The sequence below is a fragment of the Antarctobacter sp. genome (genome assembly GCF_034670325.1).
In the GTDB taxonomy this organism is placed as follows: domain Bacteria; phylum Pseudomonadota; class Alphaproteobacteria; order Rhodobacterales; family Rhodobacteraceae; genus Antarctobacter.
The window spans coordinates 86,129-110,484 of sequence record NZ_JAXMNR010000001.1 but is presented as its reverse complement, the minus strand read 5'-3'; the positions used below and the strand labels follow the sequence as shown (position 1 = coordinate 110,484).

The following is a 24,356-nucleotide window of genomic DNA, read 5'->3' as shown; positions in this document are numbered from 1 at the left end:
TGGGTGCAGATGTGTTGTCCCGCTTGTCAGGTTTGCCAGCGCGGCGCGTAGTGGCGGCATGGATGAGGATCAGGATCAGCGGACCCTGCCTGGGGGCCGAGGCGGGCGGCGGTTGGGGGGCCGGGGGGCGCGGCATGTGGCGCGTGCGGCGGGGCCGGTGAACCCGGCACCACCGGGGCAGCGGGGCGGACGTTATGCGCCGCTGACGGATGCCGACCTGTGGGCGATCTACCGGACGGCCAAGCGGTTGTTGGCGGACCTGGGCATGGGCGAGGTGCCGGCGCGGCTGCGGGGGGATCTGCTGGCTGCCGGGGCAGAGGCGCGCGGCGACCGGGTTTTGATCCCCGAGGCGCTGATCGAGGCGGCGGTGGACGGCGCGGCGAAACGCTTTCCCTTGTACGGGCGCGATCCGGCGCGGGATATCGAGGTGGGCGGCGACCGGGTGCATTTTGGCACCGGGGGCGCTGCGGTACAGGTTCTGGACATGGACAGCGCGCGCTACCGCGCGGCGACCTTGCAGGATTTGCGCGATTTCACCCGGTTGCAGGACGCGCTGGAGAACGTCAGTTGGTTCACCCGCTGTTGCATCGCGACGGATGTGCCGGGGGTGCGGGAACTGGACCTGAACACCGCCTTTGCGCTGCTGGCGCATACGACAAAACCGGTGGCGACGGCGTTTACGGTGGCCGACAGTGTCGCGCCGGTGGTGGCGATGATGGACATGGCGCTGGGGCGCGAGGGGGCCTTTGCGGCGCGGCCTTTCATCAAGGCGCATATCAGCCCGGTGATTTCGCCGATGCGCTACGGCGAGGACGCGGTGGAGGTGGTCTATGCCTGCATCGACCATAATATTCCCATGTCCTGCATCACCGCTGCCCAGTCGGGCGCAACGGCCCCAGCCCCTTTGGCGGGGTTCCTTGCGCAATCGCTGGCCGAAACCTTGGCCAGCCTTGTGATGGTGCATGTGATCCGGCCCGGACATCCGATGGTGTTTTCCAACTGGCCCTTGGTGATCGACCTGCGGACGGGCGCGTTTTCCGGCGGCGGCGGAGAGGTGGCGCTGTTGAATGCCGCCTCGGCGCAACTGTCGAACTGGTTGGGGCTGCCGTCCGGCGTGGCGGCGTCGATGACGGATGCCAAGGCGATTGATGCGCAATACGGCATGGAAAAGGGCATGACGGCGCTGGCCGCGGGGCTGGCAGGCGGCAATCTGGTGTATGAAAGCGCGGGCATGACGGCGGCCCTGTTGGGGGCCAGCTTTGAGGGGTTTGTGCTGGACAATGAGATGCTGGGCGCGGTGTACCGCGTGCTGCGCGGGGTCGAGGTCAGCGACGACACGCTGGGCTTTGACGCGATCCGCGAGGCGGTCTTGGGCGAGGGGCATTTTCTGGGCTCTGCCCAGACCCATGCGGCGATGGAGCGGGATTATGTCTATCCCCGGATGGCCGACCGGACCGATCCGCGCACATGGGAGGCGGCGGGGGCCGAGGATGCCTGGACACGCGCGCGGGCCGAGGCGCGGCGTATTCTGAACGACCATCGGCCAGAGTACCTGAGCACAGCGCAGGTGTGCGCGATCCGGCAGGCCTTTCCCGAGGTGCTTTGAGGCTAGACCGAGACCTTTTCCAACAGCACGGCGCGCGGGGTGTCGGCCTTGGTGGCGTCGTGGATGACGCGGCCGCGTTCCAGCGCCACGAAATGATCGCCAAGATCATAGGCAAAATCAAAGAACTGCTCGACGAGGATGATCGCCATGTCGCCCTTTTCGCGCAGGTATTTGATGACCTCGCCGATCTGCTTGATGATGTTGGGCTGGATGCCCTCTGTCGGTTCGTCCAAGAGCAGGAGTTTCGGCTTGGCGATCAGCGCGCGGGCGATGGCAAGCTGTTGCTGCTGGCCACCGGACAAATCCCCGCCGCGCCGGGCAAGGAACTGATCGAGGATCGGGAACAGCTCAAATATCTCGGCGGGGATGTGCCATTCGGATTTCGGGATGCAGGCAAAGCCGGTCTCAAGGTTCTCTTTCACCGTCATCAGTGGAAAGATGTCCCGTCCCTGTGGCACATAGCCGACGCCCGCGCGGGCGAGCGCATGGGCCGAGGTGCCCTTGGGCATGTCGTTGCCTTCGATACTCATCTCACCCCCAGAGCGCGCATGGGTGCCCGATATGGCCTTGAGCAGGGAGGTCTTGCCGACGCCATTGGTGCCCATCAGGCAGGTGACGGCACCGGGTTTGGCCTGCATCGAGATGCCGTGCAGGATCTGGCTGTGGCCGTAATGGAGGGTCAGGTCGGAGAGGCTCAGCATGGCGGCGGTGTTCCTGTCGTCCGGACGATGCGCTGTGTGGCGCGGGCGGAAGTGAGTATTTGGACCAAGAAGAAGCCCATGGGTCAGCGCCCCAGATAGACTTCGATGACCTGCGGATCGCTGGTCACATGGTCGATGGAGCCTTCGGCGAGGACGGAGCCCTCATTCAGGACGGTGACCTTGCAGTTCAGGCGGCGGACAAATTCCATGTCGTGTTCCACGACAACGACGGCGCGGGTTTTCGCCGCTTCGACCAGCATTTCGGTGGTCTTTTCGCGCTCTGCCGGGGTCATGCCGGCGGCGGGTTCATCGACCAGCAGCAGGCGCGGTTCCTGCGCCAGCAGCATGCCGATCTCCAGCCATTGTTTCTGTCCGTGGCTGAGTTCGCCCGCCGGGCGGGTCAGGCTGTCGGTCAGGCCGGTCTGTTCGGCGATCGCCTCAATGCGCTGCGCGCCGTCGGCGGTCTTTTTGTAGAACAGCACGTCAAAGGGGCCGCGCGGGTTTTTCAGCGCCATGGCGAGGTTTTCGCGCACGGTCTGGGCCTCGAAAACCGTGGGTTTCTGGAACTTGCGGCCGATGCCCTCACGGGCGATGGCGGATTCCGACATGCCCAGCAGCGAGATTCCCTTGTCGCCCCAGAGGATATGGCCGTCATCCGGTTTAGTCTTGCCGGTGATGATATCCATGAAGGTCGTCTTGCCCGCGCCGTTGGGGCCGATGATGGCGCGCAGTTCCGGCTCGCCGATCTGGAAGCTGAGGTTGTTGATCGCCTTGAAGCCGTCGAAGGAAACGGAGACGCCGGAGAGTTCGAGGAGCGTCCTGCTCATGCTTTTTTCCTCACCAGTTTGTCGACGAGGCCGCCGATGCCTTGGGGGGCGAAGAGGGTGACGGCAACAAACGACAGGCCCAGCAGCACCAGCCACCAGTCGGTCCATTTGATGACGTAGAAACCGAGGTTGATGTCAGGCGCGCCGCCGCCGGTGAACCAGCTGGACGCCAGCGTGACAAAGACCGTGCCGAGGACCGCGCCGTACAAGCGCCCGCGACCGCCGATGGCGACCCAGACCGCGAGGTAGATCGAGGCGATGGGCGCGATTTCTGCCGGGTTGATGATGCCCGCCTGCGGGTAATAGAGCGCACCCGCGATGCCCGCCACGATGGCGGTCAGGGTGAAGACGAAGAGCTTGTAGCTTTCCACGTGGTAGCCAAGGAAGCGCACGCGGGTTTCATCGTCGCGAATGGCGCGGATCACGCTGCCCATCTTGCCCGAGGTGACAAAGGCAAAGAGGATATAGCCGATGGCCAGCGCCAAGGCGGAAGCCCAGAAGAAGGCCATCGAGACGAGGCTTTGCGGGGTCGATTCAAAGCCGGGGATGTTTTGCAGGCCCGAGAGGCCGTTGTTGCCGCGCAGGCCGCTGTCGTTCTGGAAGAGATACAGCGACAGGGCCAGCGTCATCGCCTGTGTCAGGATCGACAGGTAAACGCCGGTGACGCGGCTGCGGAAGGCGAGCCAGCCAAAGACCAGCGCCAGCAGGCCGGGGACCAGCACAACCATCAGCAGTTGCAGTGGCAGGGAATGGGCAAAGGACCAGATTGTCGGCAGTTCGGACGCGCCAACCACGCCGAAGATCTGGCTGGCGATGGCGTCAGAGACCTCTTGCGGGCTGGGCGGGATCACTTGGTTCGCCATGCTGCCGGTTACGATGACCTCTGTCCGGGCGTACATCAGCCACATGCCGATGGCATAGCCGCCGATCCCGAAAAAGGCGAAGTGGCCAAGGCTGAGGATGCCGCAATAGCCCCAGACCACGTCCATCGCGATGGCGATCAGGCACAGGCACAGTGTCTTGCCCAGCGTCTTGACGAAACTGGTGGAGATCAGGCCGGTGCCGGTTGCCTCTGCCATCAGGGTGACGCCAAGGGTGAACAGGGCGAGAATGGCGAGGAACCAGAGGATCGACGGGTTTTGTGCAAAGAAACTGCGGTTCATGCCGGGACTCCCAAAGATGTGGCGCGCGGCGGGCTTGGGGGTTCTGCCCCCCTTGTCCCTGCGGCCCAATCACCGCCGCAATTTTTCGGGCCCAAAGCCTCTGTGGCCTTGTCGACCGGGGCGGGAGGAGCCCGCCGTGGTGTGCCGGGGCCGCAGTTATCCATGTCGGCGGCGTTGGGTACGAGGATGCCGTTGCAATGGCTGCAAAAGAGGGTGCGCATGATCAGTCTCCTGCCGCGCGGCCCTTGAGGGCGACGATGCCCTTTGGCCGGAACTGGATGAAGAGGATGATGAAGAGGATCATGTAAGTCTGCGCCGCCAGCGTGTTGGACGGGTTGAAGAACTCGATCCCTTTTTGCAGGGTGCCGATCATGAAGGCACCGGCAAGGGTGCCCCAGACATTGCCGACCCCGCCGACAACCACGGTCATAAAGCTTTGCACGATGTAGTCCGCGCCCATTTCTGATGTGACCTTGGCGTAAAGGCCGATGGCGACACCGGCGATGCCCGCGATGCCGGAGCCAAGGCCAAAGGTCATCATCTTGATCCGGTCCGGGTTGATGCCCATCGAGGCGGCCATGCGCGGGTTCTGCGTGACGGCGCGGACCTCCAGCCCCAGACGGGTTTTCTTGAGGATGAACAGCAGCAGGCCGAGGAACAGCAGCGCAAGGACAAAGATGGCGATGCGGATATAGCTGATGGCGATCACGTCGTTGATCTGCCACGCGCCGTCCAGCCAGCCGGGCGAGGTCAGCGGACGGGCCTGCGTGCCAAAGATGTTCTTGGCCAGCTGTTGCAGCGCGATGGAGACACCGAAGGTGGCCAGAAGGGTTTCCAGCGGGCGGTCGTAGAGCCAGCGGATCACCAGCCGTTCCATCGCCACGCCCGCGCCGAAAGTCACCGCAAAGGCCAGCGGCAGGGCGACGACCAGCGACAGGGTGTAATCGGGGATGAACAGTTGCACGACGTAGCCGGTATAGGCCCCCATCATGATGAACTCGCCGTGGGCCATGTTGATGACGCCCATGACGCCAAAGGTGATGGCAAGGCCGATAGCGGCAAGGAAATAGATCGAGGCGAGCGAGATGGCGTCCAGCCCTAGGTCCGCTGCCTGAGACACAGCCACGCGGTTTTGCACGGCGGCCTGGGTCGTTTCGGCGGCGTCGGTGATGGCGGCGTCCGGCTCGTCGTAGACCTCGTAGATCGTCCAGCCCGCCAGCGTTTCAGCGATGATTTCAGGCGTCGCCCGTGGCGGAACCGTGCCCGCTACGGCGAGCGCATCGTAGGCGCGCAAGCGGGCCTCTGGTGTGGTCAGTTGGGCGGCGGGCAGGCCACCGGCCTTGCCGTTTTCGACATGGGTTTCCAGTGTCGGGCGGATGCGGGACGGGTCGATCAGGGCCGGCGCGCCGGATTTGGCGGCGATCATGGCATAGGCCTCTGCCTCTGGCAGATCGGTGCCGGGCTTGAGGATGCGGGCGACGTTTGCGTCGGCGGGGATGTCTTGCGCGACCTCGGTTTCGGTCGACAGGATTTGTGACAGGACGGCGCGGCCATCGACGCTGAGGTCTGACGACAGCGCCCGGATGGCGGCGATCCGCGCCGCTGGCGTGTCCCCGTAGCGGGCGGCCAGATAGTTCAGCAGGCGTTGCTTGCGCAGCTTGAGCGCGGCATCCGGCTCCCCGTCGATCGAGGCGGCAAGCGGCGCGATCTGGCTGGGGCTAAGGCCGCGGGCGATGGCGTCAACCGCCCCGGCGCGGCGGGTGATATCGGGGTCGGAGAGCTGGAACTGAACCAGCGCCTCGGCGATGGCGCGGCGCACACCGCCGTTGGGTTTGATTTGCTTCAGGGCGTCGGGATCAACGGCGGTCTGAACCGGCTCACCTGTGCCAAGGTCGATCAGGGTGACGGTATCGCCGGTTTCCTCGACGTAGAAGAACAGGCCGTCATCCTCGCGGGTATAGACCTCTTTGTCCTGCCAGCGTTCCAGAAAACGCGGCACCTCTGGCAGACCGGAGGCAGAGAGCGACTCCAGCACCGGACCAACTGTCCCGCGTGAGGGCTTGGCAACCTCCGCCTGATGCGCTTGCAGGATTGTCTGCAGGTCCTGGGCGAAACCGGGCGCGGGCAGCCACGCGAAGAGAAGAGCCGCAAGAAGGGCACGGAGCATGGATCGGCCTGTCTTTGGTGGGAGGGGAGGCAGGCAGGGCGATTTCCGCCCTGCCGTTGGTCACGCTGTGGCGGGGCACGCCAAGGCGCGCCCCGGTGTCAGCCGATCAGTAGTTCGACTTGATCTGCACGCAAGTCGAGGTCTCGGTGTTGTACATGCCGCAGCCGAGGTCTTTCCAATCCGACTTCAGCACAGCCGATTCCGGCAGGAAGTCGGTCCATGCGTCGCCGGGAACCGGGTCGGTCTGGCTGATGATGTCGAACTGGCCCTCTGCGGTGATCTCACCGATCAGGACCGGCTTGGACAGGTGGTGGTTGGGCAGCATGACGGCGGTGCCGCCGGTCAGGTTCGGGAATTCCTGCCCGTACATCGCGGTGCGCACGGCATCGACATCGGTGGTGCCTGCGGCGGTGGCTGCGTTCACCCACATGTTGAAGCCGATGTAGTGTGCTTCCATCGGGTCGTTGGTCACGCGGTCTTCGCCCATGCGGGCCTTCCACGCGGCGATCCATTCCTCATTGGCGGCACCTTCGGCGGACTGGAAGTAGTTCCATGCGGCGAGGTGACCGACGAGGTTGGAGGTGTCGAGGCCCGAGAGTTCCTCTTCGCCAACCGAGAAGGCGACGACGGGGATGTCATCGGCGGAGACGCCAGCGGCGGCCAGTTCCTTGTAGAAGCCGATGTTGGCGTCGCCGTTGATGGTGCTGATCACGCCGACCTGCTTGCCATCCTCACCCAATGCCACGACGTCGGCAACGATGGTGCCCCAGTCGGAATGGCCGAAGGGGGTGTAGTTCACAAAGATGTCTTCTTCGGCGATGCCCTTCGACGCCAGATAGCTGGCGAGGATGTTGTTGGTTGTGCGCGGATAGACATAGTCGGTGCCAAGCAGGGCGAATTTCTCGACGCCCAGTTCCTCAAGGAAATAGTCGACCGCCGGGATCGCCTGCTGGTTCGGCGCGGCACCGGTGTAGAAGACGTTCTTGGAGGATTCTTCGCCCTCGTACTGGACCGGGTAGAACAGCAAGCCGTTCAGTTCCTCGATCACCGGCAGTACCGATTTGCGCGAAACGGATGTCCAGTTGCCGAACATCACGTCGACCTCATGCACGGTCAGCAGTTCGCGCGCCTTTTCGGCGAACAGCGGCCAGTCAGAGGCCGGGTCGACCACAACGGCCTCCAGCTCACAGCCCAGCAGGCCGCCCTTTTCGTTCTGCTGTTCGATCAGCATCAACATGGTGTCTTTCAGTGTCGTCTCGGAGATTGCCATGGTGCCGGACAGCGAGTGGAGCACGCCGACCTTGATCGGGCAATCCTGGGCGCTGGCGCCACCGGCAATGAGGGCCAATGTAGCGGCACCGGACAGCAGTTTCGTGAAACGGTTCATTCGTGTCTCCCCGCGGGTGAGCCTCCCTTGTCCCGGCATGGCCGAGCGTCTAGGTCATCCCCCGCAACAGTATGTTGCATCCAGTGTGGCGGCCTGTTCGAGCTGCAAACCTTTCAGGTCGTCACACGCCCTTTTCCACCGATCTCACAGCAGCGCGGCGTGGGCGCCCCGAGTCATCAGTTCACCTTGCCCTTCGGTCAATCGCGGGGCGGATCAGGGGGGAGTGGCAATCTGCTTTGCCTAATTATTGATCTAAAACTCAGACATTAGGCTAATTATTGGGCGATTGCGTTGAGCAATCCGTTAACTTTTCACCCAAGTGCGTTGCATTGCCAGACGCGGGGTGGCGGTATTGGCCAAAGACACGTCGCGGTTGGGACAATGACACTGCATATGCGCGAAAATCAGGCGGTTGCTGCGCCACTGCCGGGAAATGTGCCTCGCGCTCGCGGGACGCTGGACCTGACGACCAAACAGCGTGGCGACCGTTCGGCCATTGACAGGCTGCGGACGTCGGGCTGTCTGCGGGCGCTGTTTTCCCGTCGTACCAAGGCGGTCGAGGCCATCGTAATCAATACCTCCGGCGGGCTGACAGGGGGCGACAGCCTGTCTCTTTGCGGGGCAGCGGGGGTGGGGTCACAGTTGAGCCTGACGACACAGGCGGCAGAGCGCGCCTATCGCGCCAGTTCCGATGTGGCGCGGGTCGAAACGCGGCTGGAGGCCGGGGCGGCTTCGGTGCTGCACTGGCTGCCGCAAGAGCTGATCCTGTTCGAGGGCGCGCGGTTGCGGCGGCGTCTGCGCGTGGACCTTGCCGCCGATGCGCGCCTGCTGCTGGTGGAGCCGGTGATCTTTGGCCGCACTGCCATGGGCGAGCGGTTGCGCGACGTGGCGTTTTCCGACCGGATCGCGGTCTGGCGCGCGGGCGCGCCGCTGTACCTTGACGGGCTGGACCTGCACGGCGACCTTGAGACCGGCATGGCCCGTCCGGCGCTGGGCGGCGGGGCCGGGGCGATGGCGAGCCTTGTCTATGTCGCGCCCGACGCCGAGTCGCATCTGGCGCCGCTGCGGGCCTTTATGCCCGATACGGGCGGCGTGTCGCTGATGCGCGACGACCTGTTGGTGGTGCGCCTGTTGGCGTCCGACAGCCTGAACCTGCGGCGCAGCCTGCTGCCCGTTCTTGACCGGCTCAGCCGGGACACTTTGCCGATTTCGTGGAGACTCTGACACCATGCAACTGACCCCGCGCGAGAAAGACAAGCTGCTGGTCGCGATGGCCGCCGAGGTGGCCCGCAAGCGGCTGGCCCGTGGTGTAAAGCTGAACTACCCCGAAGCGATTGCGCTGATCACCGATGCGGTGGTCGAAGGCGCGCGCGACGGGCGATCCGTGGCTGACATGATGATGGCCGGGGCCGAGGTGATCACCCGCGCGCAATGCATGGAAGGCGTGCCCGAGATGATCCACGAGGTTCAGGTCGAGGCGACGTTTCCAGACGGCACCAAGCTGGTGACGGTTCACGATCCGATCCGGTGAAGTGCTGGGTATTTTTAAACAGATGAAACCAAGGGGAACCAAAATGAAGACTGTTTTGACATTCGCAACCGCGCTGCTGGCGGCGGCACCTGCTCTGGCCCATGAAGGCGGGCACATGCATCCGCACGGGATGGAAAGCGGTCTGTCGCTGTTGCCGATGGCGGCGCTGATCGGGGTCGCAGCCCTGGTCGCCTGGAACCGCCGATGATCCCTGGTGAACTGTTCCCGGCAGAGGGCACGCTGACCCTGAACGAGGGGCGCGAGGCGATCACGCTGCGCGTCGCCAATACCGGCGACAGGCCGGTGCAGGTCGGCTCTCATTACCATTTTGCCGAGGCCAATCCGGCGCTGGATTTCGACCGCGATGCGGCACGGGGCACGCGGCTGGACATTGCCGCCGGAACGGCAGTGAGGTTTGAGCCGGGGCAGGCGCGCGAGGTGAACCTGATCCCGATGTCCGGCGGACGCACCATCTATGGTTTCAACCAAAAGGTGATGGGCGCGCTGGACTGACACGGGTGAGTCGGGTGACGCTGGTGTTCTGGACACCAGAGAGGAAAGACCATGTGCGATATCTGTGTGATGACTTCGGTGAAGGAACGGATGCTGTCTCGGCGCTCGTTCTTCAAGGCAGGCGCGGCGGTTGGCGCGGGCGCGGTGCTGGGCGTTGGGACGACAACGCCGGCGATGGCGGCGGGCCATGGCAGTGTGGTGGACATGAGCCATGTCACCGACGAGACCTTTCCCACCTATTTCGGGGCACCGGGGATTTCCTACGACAAGGCTTTCGATTTCGCCAAGGACGGCTTCAACCTTTATAATCTGACGGTGAATGAGCACACCGGCACCCATGTCGACGCGCCGCTGCATTTCTCGGCGGACGGGCAGTCGGTGGATGAAATTCCGGTCGAAAACCTTGTCTGTCCGCTGGTCAAGATCGACATTGCGGCACGGGCGGCCGACGATCCCGATACCATGGTGACGCCGGACGATCTGAAAGCCTGGATTGCCGCGCATGGCGAGATCCCGGACGGGGCCTGTGTGGCGATGGACTCGGGCTGGGCAGCGCGGCTGGGCGGTGACGGGTTTCGCAATGCCGACGGCGATGGTGTGATGCATTTTCCCGGCTTCCACGTCGAAGCGGCGCAGATGCTGGCCGAGCAGACCGGGGCGGTGGCCATCGCGGCGGATACGCTGTCGCTGGACCATGGGCCATCGGCAAGCTTTGACACCCACTACGCTTGGTTGCCGACCAACCGCTATGGGATCGAGTGTCTGGCCGGACTGAGCCAGGTGCCCGCTGCGGGCGCGACGCTGATCGTGGGCGCGCCGAAAACCGGTCGGGGCACAGGTGGCCCGGCCCGAATATTTGCAATGGTGTAACGAATATGGCTCTGCCAACCCCTTTGGACCTTTGGATATCCGTGACACGGATGGCCTGCATGTCTGCCGAAGCGCAGGCGGTGATAGCGATGCGACTGATGGGGATGGCGGGGCTGTGGTCCGTCACACCGGATGAGACAACGCGCATGGTGCGCGAAAAGGTGGAACATTTCCCACGGGCGTTTCACGCGGCCACCCGCGCGGCGATCGAGGGGGGCGACCCCCTTGCCGCCGCCATCGGGCCGCTGCACCGGCAGACCCGCGCCAACGCCAAGAGGCTGGCGCGGCGCGGGCCAAAGAGGGCATTCTGATGGCGACCGTCCCGCTGTTGTCCGACGCGGACCTGACGCCCGAGGCGCGCGCGGTCTTTGATGACATTCGCGCGGTGCGGGGATCGGATTTCGTCAATAACTTCTGGCGCGCGCTGGCGCATGACCCTGCGCTGCTGAAGGCGACGTGGGAGCGGTTGAAGGTGGTGATGGCGCCCGGTGCGCTGGATCCGCTGATGAAGGAGATGCTCTACGTTGCTGTCTCGGCCACCAATGGCTGTGAATATTGCGCGCATTCCCACACAGCCGCCGCCCGCGCCAAGGGCATGACGCCCGAGATGTACGGCGAGCTGCTGGCCGTGCTGGGCATGGCCAATCAGACCAACGCGCTGGCCAGTGCTCTGCAGGTGCCGGTGGACGACGTTTTCAAGGAATAAAGTAGCGCCGGGCACCTGTTGCCCGGTGACCCGAAGGATGAGGATACAATGCCTGCCATTATCAAACGCTCTGACTATGCCGCCATGTTCGGCCCCACAACCGGGGACCGGCTGCGGCTGGCCGATACCGATCTGATCATCGAGGTTGAGCGTGACCTGACCGCCGAGGCTGTGGGGGCCGCGCAGACCGGCGGCACAGGTGCCAATGCCGCGATCTACGGCGAAGAGGTCAAGTTCGGCGGCGGCAAGGTGATCCGCGACGGCATGGGTCAATCGCAGGTCACGCGCGCCGGGGGGGCGGTGGATACCGTCATCACCAACGCGCTGATCGTCGACCATACTGGCGTGTACAAGGCGGATGTGGGCCTTAAGGGCGGGCGTATCCATAAGATCGGTAAGGCGGGCAATCCGGACACGCAGCCGGGGGTCAACATCATCGTCGGACCGGGAACAGAGGCCATCGCCGGTGAGGGGCGTATCCTGACGGCGGGCGGCTTTGACAGCCACATCCACTTTATCTGCCCGCAACAGATCGAGGATGCCCTGCATTCCGGCCTGACCACCATGCTGGGCGGTGGCACTGGCCCCGCGCATGGCACACTGGCCACCACCTGCACGCCGGGGCCGTGGCACATCGGGCGGATGTTGCAGGCGGCGGATGCCTTTCCGATGAACCTTGCCTTTGCGGGCAAGGGCAATGCCTCTCTGCCTGCCGCGCTGGAGGAGCAGGTCAAGGCCGGTGCCTGCGCGCTGAAACTGCATGAGGATTGGGGCACGACGCCGGGTGCCATCGACTGCTGCCTGTCGGTGGCGGATGCGATGGACGTGCAGGTGATGATCCACACCGACACGCTGAACGAAAGCGGCTTTGTCGAGAACACCGTCGCTGCCCTGAAGGGCCGGACCATCCATGCCTTTCACACCGAGGGCGCCGGGGGCGGCCATGCGCCGGATATCATCAAGATCTGTGGTGAAGAGCACGTCTTGCCGTCCTCCACCAACCCGACGCGGCCTTTCACGGTCAACACGCTCGAAGAGCATCTGGATATGCTCATGGTCTGTCACCACCTCGACAAATCCATCCCCGAGGACGTGGCCTTTGCCGAGAGCCGCATCCGTCGAGAGACCATTGCCGCCGAGGACATCCTGCACGACATGGGCGCGTTTTCGATCATCGCCAGCGACAGTCAGGCCATGGGCCGCGTGGGTGAGGTGCTGATCCGCACATGGCAGACCGCCGACAAGATGAAGAAGCAGCGCGGGCGTCTGGCCGAGGAGGTCGGCGACAACGATAACTTCCGCGTGCGCCGTTATATTGCCAAATACACCATCAACCCGGCCATCGCCCACGGGATCGCCCATGAGATCGGCAGCATCGAAGAAGGCAAGCGCGCCGATCTGGTGCTGTGGAACCCGGCCTTTTTCGGCGTCAAGCCCGAGATGGTGCTGATCGGCGGCACCATTGCCTGCGCGCAGATGGGCGATCCGAATGCCAGCATCCCGACGCCGCAGCCGGTCTATTCCCGGCCCATGTTCGGGGCCTATGGGCGCAGCGTGGAAAACTCGGCTGTGATCTTTGTCTCCGAGGCGGCGCAGGCTGAGGGAATTGGCGCGGAACTGGGTCTGGCCAAGCAAACGTTGGCGGTGCGCAACACGCGCAACATTGGCAAGAAGGACCTCAAGCTGAACGATGCCACCCCCAAGGTCGAGGTTGATCCCGAAACCTATGAGGTGCGTGCGGATGGGGAACTTCTGACCTGCGAACCGGCCAGCGAACTGCCGATGGCGCAGCGCTACTTCCTGTTCTGAAGACCGGATCGTCGCAGCGTTGGCCGGTGCTTGATCTCCGCTGGGCGCTCGCGCAACATGACCCGCGCCCGACAGATCGAATTGGAGAATGAAGATGCGTTTCCACGTAGCGGCCCTGAGCCTTGTTCTCGCCCCCCCCGCCTTGGCGGACTGCCCGGTGGCGGCGGACCTCGACGCGGGCATCCGCTTTACCGTCGATGGCGTCGACACCGAGGAATACCGCCGGTCCGGTCCCGGTGTGGTTGAATCGCTGTATATCTCTGCGGACGGGGCCATCTCGCGCAGCCTGTTGGCGCAGGGGATCTATCTGATTGAACTGGTGGACATGGTGGACGGCAGCCCCGATCAGGACACCCGCACCACCTATGCCTTTCCCGGTCGGGCCGAGGATTTGGCCCTGCCGGCGTCGGGACAACAGGTGGTCTATGATCTGGCCGTGAACACCCTCGGCGACCTGAGAAAAGAGCGTCAGACCTATGATTTCGGTCAGGCAGGGATACTCAATTTCGGGGCCTGCGAATATGAGATGATCCCGATCGAAATCCGCTATGACCCGGACGAATCCGGTTCCGTGGACTTGCTGTACTACCTGCCGGGACTCGGCTTTTCCTACTATGCGGGCAGCGACCATGCCGATGGGTCGGACCGCTACATGTATTCCAACATCGAGGTGATCGAGTGACCGACCTACCCGTCGCCCAGATCCTGCATCGCGCCGGAGAATGGTCCGGTGCGCATGACGCCTGCCGCCTGACCTATGACGCGCGATTCCTGCGTCGCAAGGTGCTGACCACCGTCGCGGGGGACAGGTTTGTGGTCGATCTGGAACAGACCACATCTCTGGATCAGGGCGACGCGCTGGAGCGGGCCGATGGGCGGTTGGTCGAGGTTATCGCCGCGGAGGAGGATTTGCTGGCGGTGACCGGCGATCTGCCGCGTCTGGCATGGCATATCGGCAACCGGCACACGCCCTGTCAGGTGGCCGAAGGACGGCTGCTGATCCAGCGGGACCCGGTGATCCGGCATATGCTGGAACATCTGGGCGCGGGCATCACAGAGGTGTCGGAACCCTTTACACCCGAGGGCGGGGCCTACGGCCATGGCCGCACCCACAGCCATGAACACGGCCACACCGCCCATGCCCATTGATCCCCACCTGCTGACCCTGACGCAATGGTTGTCCCCGGCGTACCCGGTGGGGGCCTTTGCCTATTCGCACGGGATGGAAAGTGCCGTGCATCAGGGCTGGGTCTCTGACGAGGCGGCGTTGGAGGCGTGGTTGTCCGACGTCCTGAGCGATGGCACGGGCAAGACGGATGCCTTGTGGATCTGGCAGGCTTGGCGGGGGGATCATCCGGTTGCCGAACTGGACGCGATGGCGCGGGCGTGGTCACCTGCACAGGAACGCCTGCGCGAGGCAGACCGGCAGGGCGCGGCCTTTGCCAAGGTCACGGCAGAGGTCTGGGGGCTGGACCTGCCGCCGATGCTGTTGCCGGTTGCGCTGGGGGCGGCGGCGCGGCAGATGGGGATGGACCCGGAACAGGTGGCGGCGCTGTATCTGCATGCCTTTGCGGGCAACCTTGTCGCGGCGGCGCAACGGCTGATGCCGCTGGGTCAGACCGCGGCGCAGGGAGTGGTGTCCCGCCTGACGCCGCTGTGCACCGATGTGGCCGCCCGTGCCGGGGAAATGGCGCTGGAGGATATGTCCTCCAACGCCTTTCTGTCGGACGTTGCGGCCATGCGACACGAAACACTTGAACCAAGGCTATTCCAGTCATGACCCAAATGAACGGCCCCCTGCGCATCGGCATCGGCGGCCCCGTCGGCGCGGGCAAGACCACCCTGACCGCGCGGCTGGCCGCGCGGCTGAAGGATGAGTTTTCCATCGGCGTGATCACCAACGACATCTATACCCAAGAGGACGCCGAGGCGCTGATGCGGATGCAGATCCTGCCCGCCGACCGGGTGATCGGGGTTGAGACCGGCGGCTGTCCGCATACCGCGATCCGCGAGGATGCCTCGATCAACCTTGCTGCCGTGGCCGAGATGCGGCAGCGCCACCCGGAGGTGCAGGTGGTGCTGATCGAATCCGGCGGCGACAACCTGTCGGCCACCTTCAGTCCCGAACTGGCGGATCTGACGGTCTATGTGATCGACGTGGCGGCGGGGGAGGAAATCCCTCGCAAGGGCGGCCCTGCGATCACGCGGTCAGACCTGCTGGTCATCAACAAGACCGATCTGGCGCCCTATGTCGGGGCCTCTCTGGAGGTGATGGAACGGGATGCGACGCGGATGCGGGCGGGGCGGCCGTTTGTGTTTTCGGCGTTGAAAGGCGGTGAGGGCGTGGACCGGATATTGACCGAAATCCGCGCGATTGCCGGGCTCTGACCATGTCGCAGGATGTTATCGTGATCGGCGGCGGCATCGCCGGGATCAGCGCGGCGGCAGAACTGGCGCGCGGGGCCAAGGTGACCGTGATCGAGGCGGAACCGCAGTTGGGCTATCACGCGACCGGACGTTCGGCGGCGCTGTTCATCCGCAACTACGGCAACGCGACGCTGCGGGCCCTGAACGCGGCGGCCTATCCGGCGCTGGCCGGGGGTCTGTTTGGCGACAGCGTGCTGTCGCCGCGCGGCGAGTTGATGCTGGCGCGCGAAGAGGACCTGCCGGTTCTGGAGGACTATCTGCACGGCTCCACCGGGATCGAGCGGCTGACAGCGCAGCAGGCGACCGACTTGGTGCCTGTCCTGCGCACCGATCAGATCGCGGCGGCGATGCTGGAACAGGACGCGCAAGGCATCGACGTGGACCGCCTGTTGCAGGGCTATGCACGACAGGTGCGCGCGCGCGGCGGGGTGATTGAGACCGGCAGCCGGGTCACGGCCATCACGCGGGACGGCGCTGGCTGGCGGGTCGAGGCGGGGGGACAGGTGTTCACCGCCGGGACGGTGGTCAACGCGGCGGGCGGCTGGGCCGATCAGGTGGCGCAGATGGCCGGGGTGCGGCCCGTGGGTCTGGTGCCCAAGCGGCGCTCTGCGGTGATCATGGCGGTGCCTGCGGGCATCGATCCGGACGGCTGGCCGCTGTTCGGCTCTATCGCCGAGACATGGTACGCCAAACCCGAGGCAGGGCGGCTGATGATCTCACCGGCGGATGAGGACCCGGTGACGCCCGGCGATGTCCATGCCGACGACATGGTGCTGGCCGAGGGGCTGGACCGGTTTTCGCAAATGGTGGATTTGCCGCTGGTGCGTCCGTCGCACAGTTGGGCGGGGATGCGCAGCTTTGTGGCGGACAAGACGCCAGTGGTGGGGATGGACCCCGATGCAGCGGGGTTCTTCTGGCTGGCGGGGCAGGGGGGCTATGGGGTACAGACCTCGCCTGCCTTGGCGTGTCTGACGGCGGCCCTGTGCCTTGGGGAAACGCCCGCTTTGGCGGCGGATGTTTTGGCTGCGCTGGCCCCGGACCGGTTGCGGAAGTGACCGGGGAAATCGCTTGATATCAAGGGGGTGATGGGCGGATCAGAACGCCGCCCAATCGGTAAAGCGGTAGGTTGCGGGCTTGCTGTTGCCGGGGGTGGGCATTGTGGGCTGGGCGGGGGTCGGTTGATTGTGCTTGGTCATTTTGTGTCTCCTTCTATGCCTACAAAGGTGGGGGAGACGGGGCCTTTTCGACAGTCATGTTTCCAATACCTACCGGGGATGTGACCGTCAGCGCGGCGGGATGACGCCCTTTTTCAGGATGATATTGCCATAAAGCCTTGATTCCCCGGTCTGAATCACGGCGAAAGCTGTCTTGGCGCGGTCGTAGAAGGCAAAGCGTTCCAGCGTCGCGATGGGCGCGGGATGGTCGGCGACGCGATCTATAATCCCTTGAAATTCCTGCACGATTTCCGGAACGGCCTCTGGGTCTCCGACCACCTGCATGGTCTGGGACGGGTCGCTGACGAAACTGTCCAGCGGCATCAGTGTCAGCACCGCCTCCAACACCTCTGTCGCGCTGATGCCGTCCAGCCTGTGAACCTTGCAGCCCATTGAATAGGCAGGGAAATTGGCGTCCGAGATCACGATCTCATCGCCGTGGCCCATGGCCCTCAGCGTGTGCAGGATGTCGGGGGACAGGATGGGGGGGACGTTGTGCAGCATGGGCGGAACCTCTGGAATACCCGACCATGAAAAGCGCCAAACGCGCGCGGCGCAAGGGCAAAACGCGGCGCGTCGGGGTGGGGCAGGCCATGGCGGGGCGGCAGATCGCCTGATTCTGATCAGATCGGGCGTGGGGCGGCATCGCGGACCACCTTGAGGCGGCGCAGGCTTTGCGGCAATGCTGGGCGGCGGCCTGTGGGCCAAGGGACGTGGCAAAGGAGCGGCGATGCCGGAATGGGTGCCGGAACTGATGGAGGGCGCGGTCTTTCTGGGGATCGTGACAGCGGTTGTGGTCCGCGCCGTGGTCAACAGGTCGGGCACGCGGCGGTTGCCGCTGTGGGGCACCGCGCTGGTGGGAGTCGCTGCGGCGTGGATCGGGATGCCTGCGCTGGTCTGGGCGCAAGGGCTGTGGCGCGCGACGCCCTGGCTGCCTGAGATCACCGGCGGGGCGTTGTTCATCGGGGCCTGGGTGGCGATGATTGCGGCGGTGTTTTTCGAACAAAAGGGCGCGCCGCGCCGCGTGCCGCTGTGGGTGGCGGCAGGGGTCGGAGCCTTGGCCATGCTGGGTGTGCCGCCGCTGCTGGATGCGGTGACGGGGTCCTATCAGCGTGCGTCGTTCCGGTCGGATGTGAACCACTGCACGCGCGGGATGCTGGGTCAGGTGCAGCCGCGCGAGGTGACGAATACCTGCGATTTCCCGATCACGGTGGGGCTGTGCCTGCCGACAGAACAGAACCCCGATCCCTGCGCCCAGTCGGTGACGCTTGCGCCCGGAGAACAGGCGCGGATCGATCCCGGCTCAGCCAGGCTGTCGTCGGTGCCGTCCAACCCGGCCGGGCTGACCGTGGTCGCCTGCCGCGTGCCGCACCGGCCGTCGCGCACCCCCAAGGTGACGGGCCGGGGGTTTGACGGCGTGTGCCTGCCTGCCGGATAAGGCGCGCAAAGGATCAACCGAACAAGCGTGGGGTTAGAGAGCGGATGCTGACAATTGTGTTGCGGTACGGAGTCCTTGCCGTGGGCCTGTTGTTCCTCTGGTTCGCGTCGCTGAGCGCCCGCTTTGGAGAGCCGCCGCCGCTGTCGCTGTTCAGCCCGCGTGAGACGCTGACCGTCGAAACCTCAGAGGTTGTCACGTCGCCGGTGGGCAACGGCACCACGCGCACAGACCCGGTGCTTACCGTTGAATGGCCGCGTGGCAGCGGCGATCAGGTGGCCGTCAAAGGCCTGCTGGCGCTGACGCAGCGGGGCAACGTCGACCGCGCGCGCGCGATGGTGGCGGCCTATCCGCCGGGTTCTGACATCCGCCTGCGGATCGTGGGCGTGCAGCCCATGGCCAACCGGCAGGATCTGTTCGGCACGCTGCACGCGGTGTTCATGGGGCTGATGGGCTGCCTGATCGCCGCCTTCGGCGTGGTCCTGAACCGCGCGCTGAAGAAATAGGCCCGGGCGGACCTGTGGCTGGTCACATGGCGCGAATTGGGTCACTGATAGGGACAGGGCGCATCGGCACGAATGACGGCGGTGCGGAGCAACAAAGGGACAGGCCCATGGACGACAACGGCCCAAAAGGCGAACTGACGCTGCGCACGCTGGCGATGCCAGCGGATGTGAACGTGAACGGCGATATCTTTGGCGGCTGGGTGCTGGCGCAGATGGACATCGCCAGCGGTATGGTGGCCGGGCAACGCGCGCAGGGGCGGGTGGCGACGATTGCCGTGGACGCGATGAAGTTCATCCGCCCGGTCAAGGTAGGGGACGTGCTGTGCATCTACGCCCGGCTGGTCCGGGTCGGGCGAACCTCGATGGCCATCGGGCTGGAGGCATGGGCCCTGCGCAACCGGATCGGCAAGCGCGAAAAGGTGACCGAAGCCGTGTTCACCTACGTGGCCATCGACGATGAGGGCAAAAAGCGTGAGGTGCCGCCCGAGTCCGAAGTCCCGGGCGGCGTGTAAGGTCAGAGCAGTTCGATATCGGATGCGCTTTCGCGGCCGTCCCGGCCTTCGCGCAGTTCAAAGCTAACTTTCTGGTTGTCGGCGAGGCCGGTCAGACCCGAACGCTCGACCGCCGAAATGTGGACAAAGACGTCCTTGCCGCCGCCTTCGGGCGCGATAAAGCCAAAGCCTTTGGTGGTGTTGAACCATTTCACGGTGCCTGTCGCCATCGTGATGTCTCCATGTGCGTGTTCTGCCGCACGCGGAAGTGCTGCGGCCCGGCATAGGTCAGAGCAGTATCGTTTGCGCTGACCCCGCCGGGCGGAGACAGGTGGGCGATAGTGATAACATAGCGCGAAAAAAATCTCAGATTCGGGGGTTTGGATCAAGTGGGATCAGGCGTCGGCGGCTGTGTGATCGCGGTCGTGCCGCCTGATAGCAGGGCGTCAGGCCGGAGCCTGTGCGGACAGGCCCCGGCGCGTTGAACGGCTCAGTTCATGGTGACTTCGCCGGTGATCTTGTTGGTATAGGCGTCGCCTTCGCCGCCCGCGTCAAAGGTGCCGCCGCCGGTGATTGAGGCCCATTTGCCCGTTCCGCCCAGCACCATCCATTCCCCTTGGGTGCGGCCCTCGGCACTCAGGCCCTTGGCCATCCATTTGACAACGGCAACCTCTTCGTCGGCGTCGGTATAGCGGCACAGGCCCTCACCAGAGACGGCCCCCTTGTTGATCAGGATCGCGCCGAAGCAGGGGCCAGAGGCCGAGGCAAAGGGACTGTTGGCGTTGTCGCTTTCGAACCGTTCATAGGTCGAGGTCGCGTGGACCACGATCAGGCTTTCCGAGGCGGGCATCGCAGTAGAGGTCGTACTGCCATGGCCGACGCCGGACACATTGACGGTTTCGGCAAAAGTTGGGGTGGACACAAAAAGCACAATGGCCGCGAGGGCCGCAAAACGGTTCGAATACATGATTTTCTCCTCCAAAAGCCGCTCTCTTTTGTTGAGCGGTTCGGGGAGTGTAGCACAAAACCCGACAGAATTGCCGGGTACAGGGCAATCGGCCCGGAGCGCGCTGTCAGTCGATCATTGAAGGGGCTGGCAAACGTCGCGAAGGTGTTCCCGCAAGGCCGCGCGGCCTTGCGGGGGGAGAGGGTGCAATCAGTTGCAGGTGAACCGCTCTGTCCACGTGCCCCAGTTGGACATGTCCATCCGGCGCGTGCGGAACCCGTAGGTATTGGACGAGCCACGGATCCGATAGTGCCGGTCCGTTCCGGCCCAGTTGATCCGCTCGTTGATGGGCGCGATGCTTTCGCCATAGGTATAAAAGATCCGGTTTGTGGTCGTGGCGACAAAGGCCTGCTGGCCGGGTTCCAGCGTCCACCAGCCCTTGGTGACCCAGTTGCCGTTAAGGTCACGGACATGGATCGCGGTCTGGATGCGCCGCCAGCAATCGTTTTTGTAGTAGACGGCGAAATTGTTGTTCTGCGCGGCAACTTCCTGCGCGCCGGTTGCCATGAAGAGGCAGAGCATGAGCCAAAAAAATCTATGCATGTGGATATCCTGAATTTTAGAACGTGCGTATCAGGTTAGGCGAGGGAAAGCGTTCGGGCAAGGCCGGTATCCCTGACCGCGGCGCGGGGGGTGCGGAGGCTGCGCAAGGAATGTGCGGCTTGGGGCTGGTGCGGCGGGCACGGTGGACTTTTGGGAGTAAAGTTGGCGTTGTGGTTGCGGACGAGGATGAGAGATGATCATCGGGCAGCCGGGGGCGGCTTTTGGGGGGATTTTGGCAGATCAGGGCGTTTGGGGTGGCGCAGGTCGCCTGCTGTGTCCACGCGTGGACAGCTTTGTGGCCTAGCAACTTCAATGACTTACAGAGACGAATTTACCTTTGATAAAGGTTTGGCGTGATCCGCCGGGGACGGCGCGAACAGGAGAGGCAAGATGGGAGTGATCTGGGCTGGAGTGCTGATCGGCATCGGGGGGACCGTGGCAATGGACCTCTGGGCGCTGCTGCTGAACCGACTGGCGGGGCAGGGTATGCCGAACTGGGGCAACGTGGGCCGCTGGGTGGCTTGGCTGTTCCGGGGAAGGGTGTTTCACGACGATATCGGCGCGGCGGCCCCGGTGCGGGGGGAGGTCGCGCTGGGCTGGGCGTTCCACTATTTTGTCGGCGTGGTTTACGGCGTGGTCTTTGCGCTGATCGTCGGGCGCGCGTGGTTCGGCGATCCGGTGTTCTGGCAGGTCTGGCTCTGGGGGATCGTGACGATTGCCGGCGGCTGGTTCCTTCTGCAACCGGGCATGGGGCTGGGCTGGGCCCTGTCGCAGACGACGCAGCCTTGGGTCGGGCGGATCAAGGGATTGATCGCGCACACGGTCTTTGCGCTGGGGATGTGGGGCGTGGCACTGTTGGGGTGAATGTTGACGCCGGTGGGTTTCGTAGGGCGGGGTTCACCCCGCCGCTAACCCTGCGTTAACCGCTTTGCGCCAACGTGGCGGTATGCCGAATTACCGCCGCCCCAAGGTTCGCGGAGGAACCGTCTTCTTCACCGTCTGCCTTGCAGATCGGGGGAGTCGCTTGTTGCTGGATGAGATCGAGATCTTGCGCGAGGCGGTGCAGGTAACGCGGGCGCGGCGGCCGTTTGCAATCGACGCTTGGGTGGTGTTGCCGGATCACATGCACGCGGTTTGGACCTTGCCGGAGGGCGACGCGAATTACTCGGACCGATGGGGCGCAATCAAGGCGCGGTTTTCGAAGCGGGTGCGGTTGAAGGAGGGCGGGGCGGTGGGTTGCAAACCCACCCTACCGGTGGGGCGTAGGGTGGGTTTACAACCCACCGATGCCGAACGGCTTCGCGCAGGGCGGACCCCCAGCAAGGTGGCGAAACAGGACGCCGGGATTTGGCAACGACGGTTTTGGGAGCATCACATCCGGGATGAAGCGGATTATGCGGCGCATGTGCGGTATTGTTGGGGGAACCCGGTGAAACACGGGTTTGTCGAGCGCGCGGCGGATTGGCCGTATTCGTCATTTCACCGCGACGTGCGCATGGGGCGCGTTGATCCGGAGTTTGTCGGGACGGTTGAGGTTGGTGCGTTTGGAGAGGTGGCGTGAGGGGTGGGTTGTAAACCCACCCTACGATTGCCGCGTGATTACCGCACAAACTTCTTGAACTTCACCCGTGTTGGCTCCAGAGCATCCGCCCCAAGGCGGCGCTTCTTGTCCTCTTCGTATTCCTCGAAGTTGCCTTCGAACCATTCCACATGCGCCTCACCCTCGAACGCAAGGATGTGCGTGCAGATCCGGTCAAGGAAGAAACGGTCGTGGGAGATGACCACGGCGCAGCCGGCGAAGTCGACCAGAGCGTCTTCCAAAGCGCGCAGGGTTTCCACGTCCAGATCGTTGGTCGGTTCGTCGAGGAGGATGACGTTGCCGCCCTCCTTCAGCAGCCGCGCCATGTGCACGCGGTTGCGTTCACCGCCGGACAGCAGGCCGACCTTTTTCTGCTGGTCGCCGCCCTTGAAGTTGAAAGCCGAGCAATAGGCGCGGGAGTTCATTTCCGCATCGCCAAGCTTGATCTGTTCGGCGCCGCCGGAGATTGCCTCCCACACGGTCTCATTGGCCGAGAGGTCATCGCGCGACTGGTCGACGTAGGCCAGTTGCACGGTGTCGCCCAGTTCGATGCTGCCCGCATCGGGTTTGTCCTGACCGGTGATCATCTTGAACAGCGTGGATTTACCCGCGCCGTTGGGGCCGATCACGCCGACGATGCCGCCGGGCGGCAGCGAAAAGGACAGGTCCTCGATCAACAGCTTGTCGCCCATGGCCTTGGTCAGGTTTTCGACCTCGATCACGCGCGAGCCAAGGCGTTGGCCGTTGGGGATGATGATCTGTGCGCGGGCGAGCTTTTCCCGCTCTGACTGGTTGGCCAGATCGTTATAGGCGCTGATCCGGGCCTTGGATTTCGACTGGCGCGCCTTGGCCCCCTGCCGCATCCAGTCCAGTTCGCGTTCCAGCGTCTTTTGCTTGGCCTTGTCTTCGCGCGCTTCCTGCGCGAGGCGTTTGGCTTTTTGTTCCAGCCAAGCCGAGTAGTTGCCCTCATACGGGATGCCGCGGCCGCGATCCAGTTCGAGAATCCAGCTGGTGATGTCGTCGAGGAAATAGCGGTCGTGGGTGACGATCAGGATGGTGCCCTTGTATTCCATCAGGTGGTTTTGCAGCCATGCGATGGTTTCGGCGTCGAGGTGGTTGGTCGGTTCGTCGAGCAGCAGCATGTCAGGCGCTTCGAGCAGCAGTTTGCACAGCGCGACGCGGCGGGCCTCCCCCCCGGACAGGGTGCTGACCTCGGCGTCATCGGGGGGGCAGCGCAGGGCCTCCATCGCGACGTCGATCTGGCTATCGAGATCCCAGAGATCCTGACTATCGATCTCATCTTGCAGCTTGGCCATCTCTTCGGCGGTCTCGTCCGAATAGTTCATCGCCAGTTCGTTGTACTTGTCGAGGATGGCCTTTTTGGCCGCGACACCCAGCATGACATTTTCGCGCACGTTCAGGGTTTCGTCCAGTTTCGGCTCCTGCGGGAGATAGCCTACTTTGGCGCCTTCGGCGGCCCATGCCTCACCGGTGAAATCCTTGTCGAGACCGGCCATGATCTTCATCAGGGTGGATTTACCGGAGCCGTTGACGCCGACGACACCGATCTTGACACCGGGGAGAAAGTTCAGGCGGATGTTTTCAAAGCATTTCTTGCCGCCCGGATAGGTCTTGGAGACGCCATCCATGTGATAGACATACTGGTACGAGGCCATGATCCGCTCCTGCGCGCTTGTGCGTTGTTTGCGACGGAGTATCGCTTTGGCGGGATGGGTGCAATCGGGGGCGGGTTTCTTGCGCAACGGCCTGCGAGGGCGTATCGGGTGGCGCGGTGCGCAGGGACGCAGGAGGATGCGGCGTGCCGCAGGGGACGGATGGAGTGAGGGCGGCGATACAGGCGGGGGCGCGGGGCCT

At 64.2% G+C, this 24,356-nt stretch carries 29 protein-coding genes; 19 read left to right on the top strand and 10 right to left on the bottom strand.

What is annotated here, in order from left to right; translation table 11 throughout:
- Positions 1-58 precede the first annotated feature (58 nt).
- The gene (locus VOI21_RS00565) at positions 59-1,606 is read left to right on the top strand and encodes a trimethylamine methyltransferase family protein (RefSeq protein ID WP_323766641.1); all 1,548 of its coding nucleotides are present in this window, start codon (positions 59-61) and stop codon (positions 1,604-1,606) included.
- A gap of 2 nt (positions 1,607-1,608) precedes the next feature.
- On the opposite strand, the gene urtE is transcribed toward VOI21_RS00565, so the two are convergent.
- The 5 genes from urtE to urtA form a co-directional block, all read right to left on the bottom strand.
- The gene (gene urtE / locus VOI21_RS00560) at positions 1,609-2,307 is read right to left on the bottom strand and encodes an urea ABC transporter ATP-binding subunit UrtE (RefSeq protein WP_323766639.1); all 699 of its coding nucleotides are present in this window, start codon (positions 2,305-2,307) and stop codon (positions 1,609-1,611) included.
- An 83-nt stretch (positions 2,308-2,390) separates the two neighbouring features.
- Positions 2,391-3,134, bottom strand: a complete 744-nt coding sequence (gene urtD / locus VOI21_RS00555) for an urea ABC transporter ATP-binding protein UrtD (protein ID WP_323766637.1) — start codon at positions 3,132-3,134, stop codon at positions 2,391-2,393.
- Positions 3,131-4,297, bottom strand: coding sequence for an urea ABC transporter permease subunit UrtC (gene urtC, locus VOI21_RS00550; protein WP_323766635.1), 1,167 nt, complete (start codon positions 4,295-4,297; stop codon positions 3,131-3,133). Before urtC ends, urtD begins: the two co-directional genes overlap by 4 nt.
- A 223-nt stretch (positions 4,298-4,520) precedes the next feature.
- Positions 4,521-6,464, bottom strand: a complete 1,944-nt coding sequence (urtB, locus tag VOI21_RS00545; RefSeq protein ID WP_323766632.1) for an urea ABC transporter permease subunit UrtB — start codon at positions 6,462-6,464, stop codon at positions 4,521-4,523.
- A gap of 106 nt (positions 6,465-6,570) precedes the next feature.
- Positions 6,571-7,851: an urea ABC transporter substrate-binding protein gene (gene urtA, locus VOI21_RS00540; protein ID WP_323766630.1), complete on the bottom strand. Its 1,281-nt coding sequence runs from the start codon at positions 7,849-7,851 to the stop codon at positions 6,571-6,573.
- Positions 7,852-8,232: 381 nt separating this feature from the next.
- Here urtA and VOI21_RS00535 point away from each other — a divergent pair, with 381 nt between their 5' ends.
- From VOI21_RS00535 to VOI21_RS00475, 13 genes are all read left to right on the top strand, one after another.
- The gene (locus VOI21_RS00535; protein WP_323766629.1) at positions 8,233-9,075 is read left to right on the top strand and encodes an urease accessory protein UreD; all 843 of its coding nucleotides are present in this window, start codon (positions 8,233-8,235) and stop codon (positions 9,073-9,075) included.
- A 4-nt stretch (positions 9,076-9,079) separates the two neighbouring features.
- Complete coding sequence (locus VOI21_RS00530; RefSeq protein ID WP_323766627.1) at positions 9,080-9,382, top strand: urease subunit gamma; 303 nt, start codon at positions 9,080-9,082, stop codon at positions 9,380-9,382.
- 43 nt (positions 9,383-9,425) lie between these two features.
- Positions 9,426-9,590, top strand: a complete 165-nt coding sequence (locus VOI21_RS00525; protein WP_323766625.1) for a peptidase M23 — start codon at positions 9,426-9,428, stop codon at positions 9,588-9,590.
- A complete protein-coding gene (locus VOI21_RS00520) occupies positions 9,587-9,895 on the top strand; it encodes an urease subunit beta (protein WP_323766623.1) in 309 nt (102 codons plus the stop codon). Before VOI21_RS00525 ends, VOI21_RS00520 begins: the two co-directional genes overlap by 4 nt.
- Positions 9,896-9,946: 51 nt before the next feature.
- Positions 9,947-10,765 carry a cyclase family protein gene (locus tag VOI21_RS00515; protein WP_323766621.1) on the top strand — a complete coding sequence of 273 codons (819 nt, stop codon included), beginning with the start codon at positions 9,947-9,949 and terminating at the stop codon, positions 10,763-10,765.
- Positions 10,766-10,824: 59 nt separating this feature from the next.
- A complete protein-coding gene (locus VOI21_RS00510) occupies positions 10,825-11,076 on the top strand; it encodes an antifreeze protein (RefSeq protein ID WP_323766619.1) in 252 nt (83 codons plus the stop codon).
- Positions 11,076-11,471, top strand: a complete 396-nt coding sequence (locus VOI21_RS00505) for a carboxymuconolactone decarboxylase family protein (RefSeq protein WP_323766617.1) — start codon at positions 11,076-11,078, stop codon at positions 11,469-11,471. The genes VOI21_RS00510 and VOI21_RS00505 overlap by 1 nt, the downstream gene beginning before the upstream one ends.
- A gap of 48 nt (positions 11,472-11,519) precedes the next feature.
- Positions 11,520-13,280 carry an urease subunit alpha gene (gene ureC / locus VOI21_RS00500; RefSeq protein ID WP_323766615.1) on the top strand — a complete coding sequence of 587 codons (1,761 nt, stop codon included), beginning with the start codon at positions 11,520-11,522 and terminating at the stop codon, positions 13,278-13,280.
- A 94-nt stretch (positions 13,281-13,374) separates the two neighbouring features.
- Positions 13,375-13,962 (top strand): hypothetical protein, encoded by a 588-nt coding sequence (locus VOI21_RS00495; RefSeq protein ID WP_323766613.1) that lies wholly within the window; start codon positions 13,375-13,377, stop codon positions 13,960-13,962.
- The gene (gene ureE, locus VOI21_RS00490) at positions 13,959-14,429 is read left to right on the top strand and encodes an urease accessory protein UreE (RefSeq protein WP_323766611.1); all 471 of its coding nucleotides are present in this window, start codon (positions 13,959-13,961) and stop codon (positions 14,427-14,429) included. Before VOI21_RS00495 ends, ureE begins: the two co-directional genes overlap by 4 nt.
- On the top strand, positions 14,425-15,060 hold the full coding sequence (locus VOI21_RS00485) for an urease accessory protein UreF (protein WP_323768386.1): 636 nt from the start codon (positions 14,425-14,427) through the stop codon (positions 15,058-15,060). The genes ureE and VOI21_RS00485 overlap by 5 nt, the downstream gene beginning before the upstream one ends.
- Positions 15,057-15,668 (top strand): urease accessory protein UreG, encoded by a 612-nt coding sequence (ureG, locus tag VOI21_RS00480; protein WP_323766609.1) that lies wholly within the window; start codon positions 15,057-15,059, stop codon positions 15,666-15,668. Before VOI21_RS00485 ends, ureG begins: the two co-directional genes overlap by 4 nt.
- A 2-nt stretch (positions 15,669-15,670) precedes the next feature.
- A complete protein-coding gene (locus VOI21_RS00475) occupies positions 15,671-16,762 on the top strand; it encodes an FAD-binding oxidoreductase (RefSeq protein WP_323766607.1) in 1,092 nt (363 codons plus the stop codon).
- Between the two features lie 228 nt (positions 16,763-16,990).
- On the opposite strand, the gene VOI21_RS00470 is transcribed toward VOI21_RS00475, so the two are convergent.
- On the bottom strand, positions 16,991-17,425 hold the full coding sequence (locus VOI21_RS00470; RefSeq protein WP_323766605.1) for an RbsD/FucU family protein: 435 nt from the start codon (positions 17,423-17,425) through the stop codon (positions 16,991-16,993).
- A gap of 226 nt (positions 17,426-17,651) precedes the next feature.
- On the opposite strand from VOI21_RS00470, the gene VOI21_RS00465 reads away from it, so the two are divergent.
- The 3 genes from VOI21_RS00465 (at position 17,652) to yciA (ending at position 19,374) form a co-directional block, all read left to right on the top strand.
- Positions 17,652-18,359: a hypothetical protein gene (locus VOI21_RS00465; protein WP_323766603.1), complete on the top strand. Its 708-nt coding sequence runs from the start codon at positions 17,652-17,654 to the stop codon at positions 18,357-18,359.
- Positions 18,360-18,403: 44 nt separating this feature from the next.
- Positions 18,404-18,862: a hypothetical protein gene (locus VOI21_RS00460; RefSeq protein ID WP_323766601.1), complete on the top strand. Its 459-nt coding sequence runs from the start codon at positions 18,404-18,406 to the stop codon at positions 18,860-18,862.
- Positions 18,863-18,969: 107 nt separating this feature from the next.
- On the top strand, positions 18,970-19,374 hold the full coding sequence (yciA, locus tag VOI21_RS00455; protein ID WP_323766598.1) for an acyl-CoA thioester hydrolase YciA: 405 nt from the start codon (positions 18,970-18,972) through the stop codon (positions 19,372-19,374).
- Between the two features lie 2 nt (positions 19,375-19,376).
- Here the strand turns inward: yciA and VOI21_RS00450 are convergent, their stop codons facing one another.
- From VOI21_RS00450 to VOI21_RS00440, 3 genes are all read right to left on the bottom strand, one after another.
- Positions 19,377-19,583, bottom strand: a complete 207-nt coding sequence (locus VOI21_RS00450) for a cold-shock protein (protein ID WP_323766596.1) — start codon at positions 19,581-19,583, stop codon at positions 19,377-19,379.
- Between the two features lie 260 nt (positions 19,584-19,843).
- Positions 19,844-20,320, bottom strand: coding sequence for a hypothetical protein (locus tag VOI21_RS00445; RefSeq protein WP_323766594.1), 477 nt, complete (start codon positions 20,318-20,320; stop codon positions 19,844-19,846).
- Positions 20,321-20,509: 189 nt separating this feature from the next.
- The gene (locus VOI21_RS00440; protein WP_323766592.1) at positions 20,510-20,902 is read right to left on the bottom strand and encodes a DUF1036 domain-containing protein; all 393 of its coding nucleotides are present in this window, start codon (positions 20,900-20,902) and stop codon (positions 20,510-20,512) included.
- A gap of 390 nt (positions 20,903-21,292) precedes the next feature.
- On the opposite strand from VOI21_RS00440, the gene VOI21_RS00435 reads away from it, so the two are divergent.
- Both VOI21_RS00435 and VOI21_RS00430 read left to right on the top strand, forming a co-directional pair.
- Positions 21,293-21,766, top strand: a complete 474-nt coding sequence (locus VOI21_RS00435; protein WP_323766590.1) for a DUF2938 family protein — start codon at positions 21,293-21,295, stop codon at positions 21,764-21,766.
- 82 nt (positions 21,767-21,848) lie between these two features.
- A complete protein-coding gene (locus VOI21_RS00430) occupies positions 21,849-22,463 on the top strand; it encodes an REP-associated tyrosine transposase (RefSeq protein WP_416358942.1) in 615 nt (204 codons plus the stop codon).
- A gap of 38 nt (positions 22,464-22,501) precedes the next feature.
- Here VOI21_RS00430 and ettA read toward each other — a convergent pair whose 3' ends face one another.
- On the bottom strand, positions 22,502-24,157 hold the full coding sequence (ettA, locus tag VOI21_RS00425) for an energy-dependent translational throttle protein EttA (RefSeq protein ID WP_323766586.1): 1,656 nt from the start codon (positions 24,155-24,157) through the stop codon (positions 22,502-22,504).
- Between the last annotated feature and the right edge of the window lie 199 nt (positions 24,158-24,356).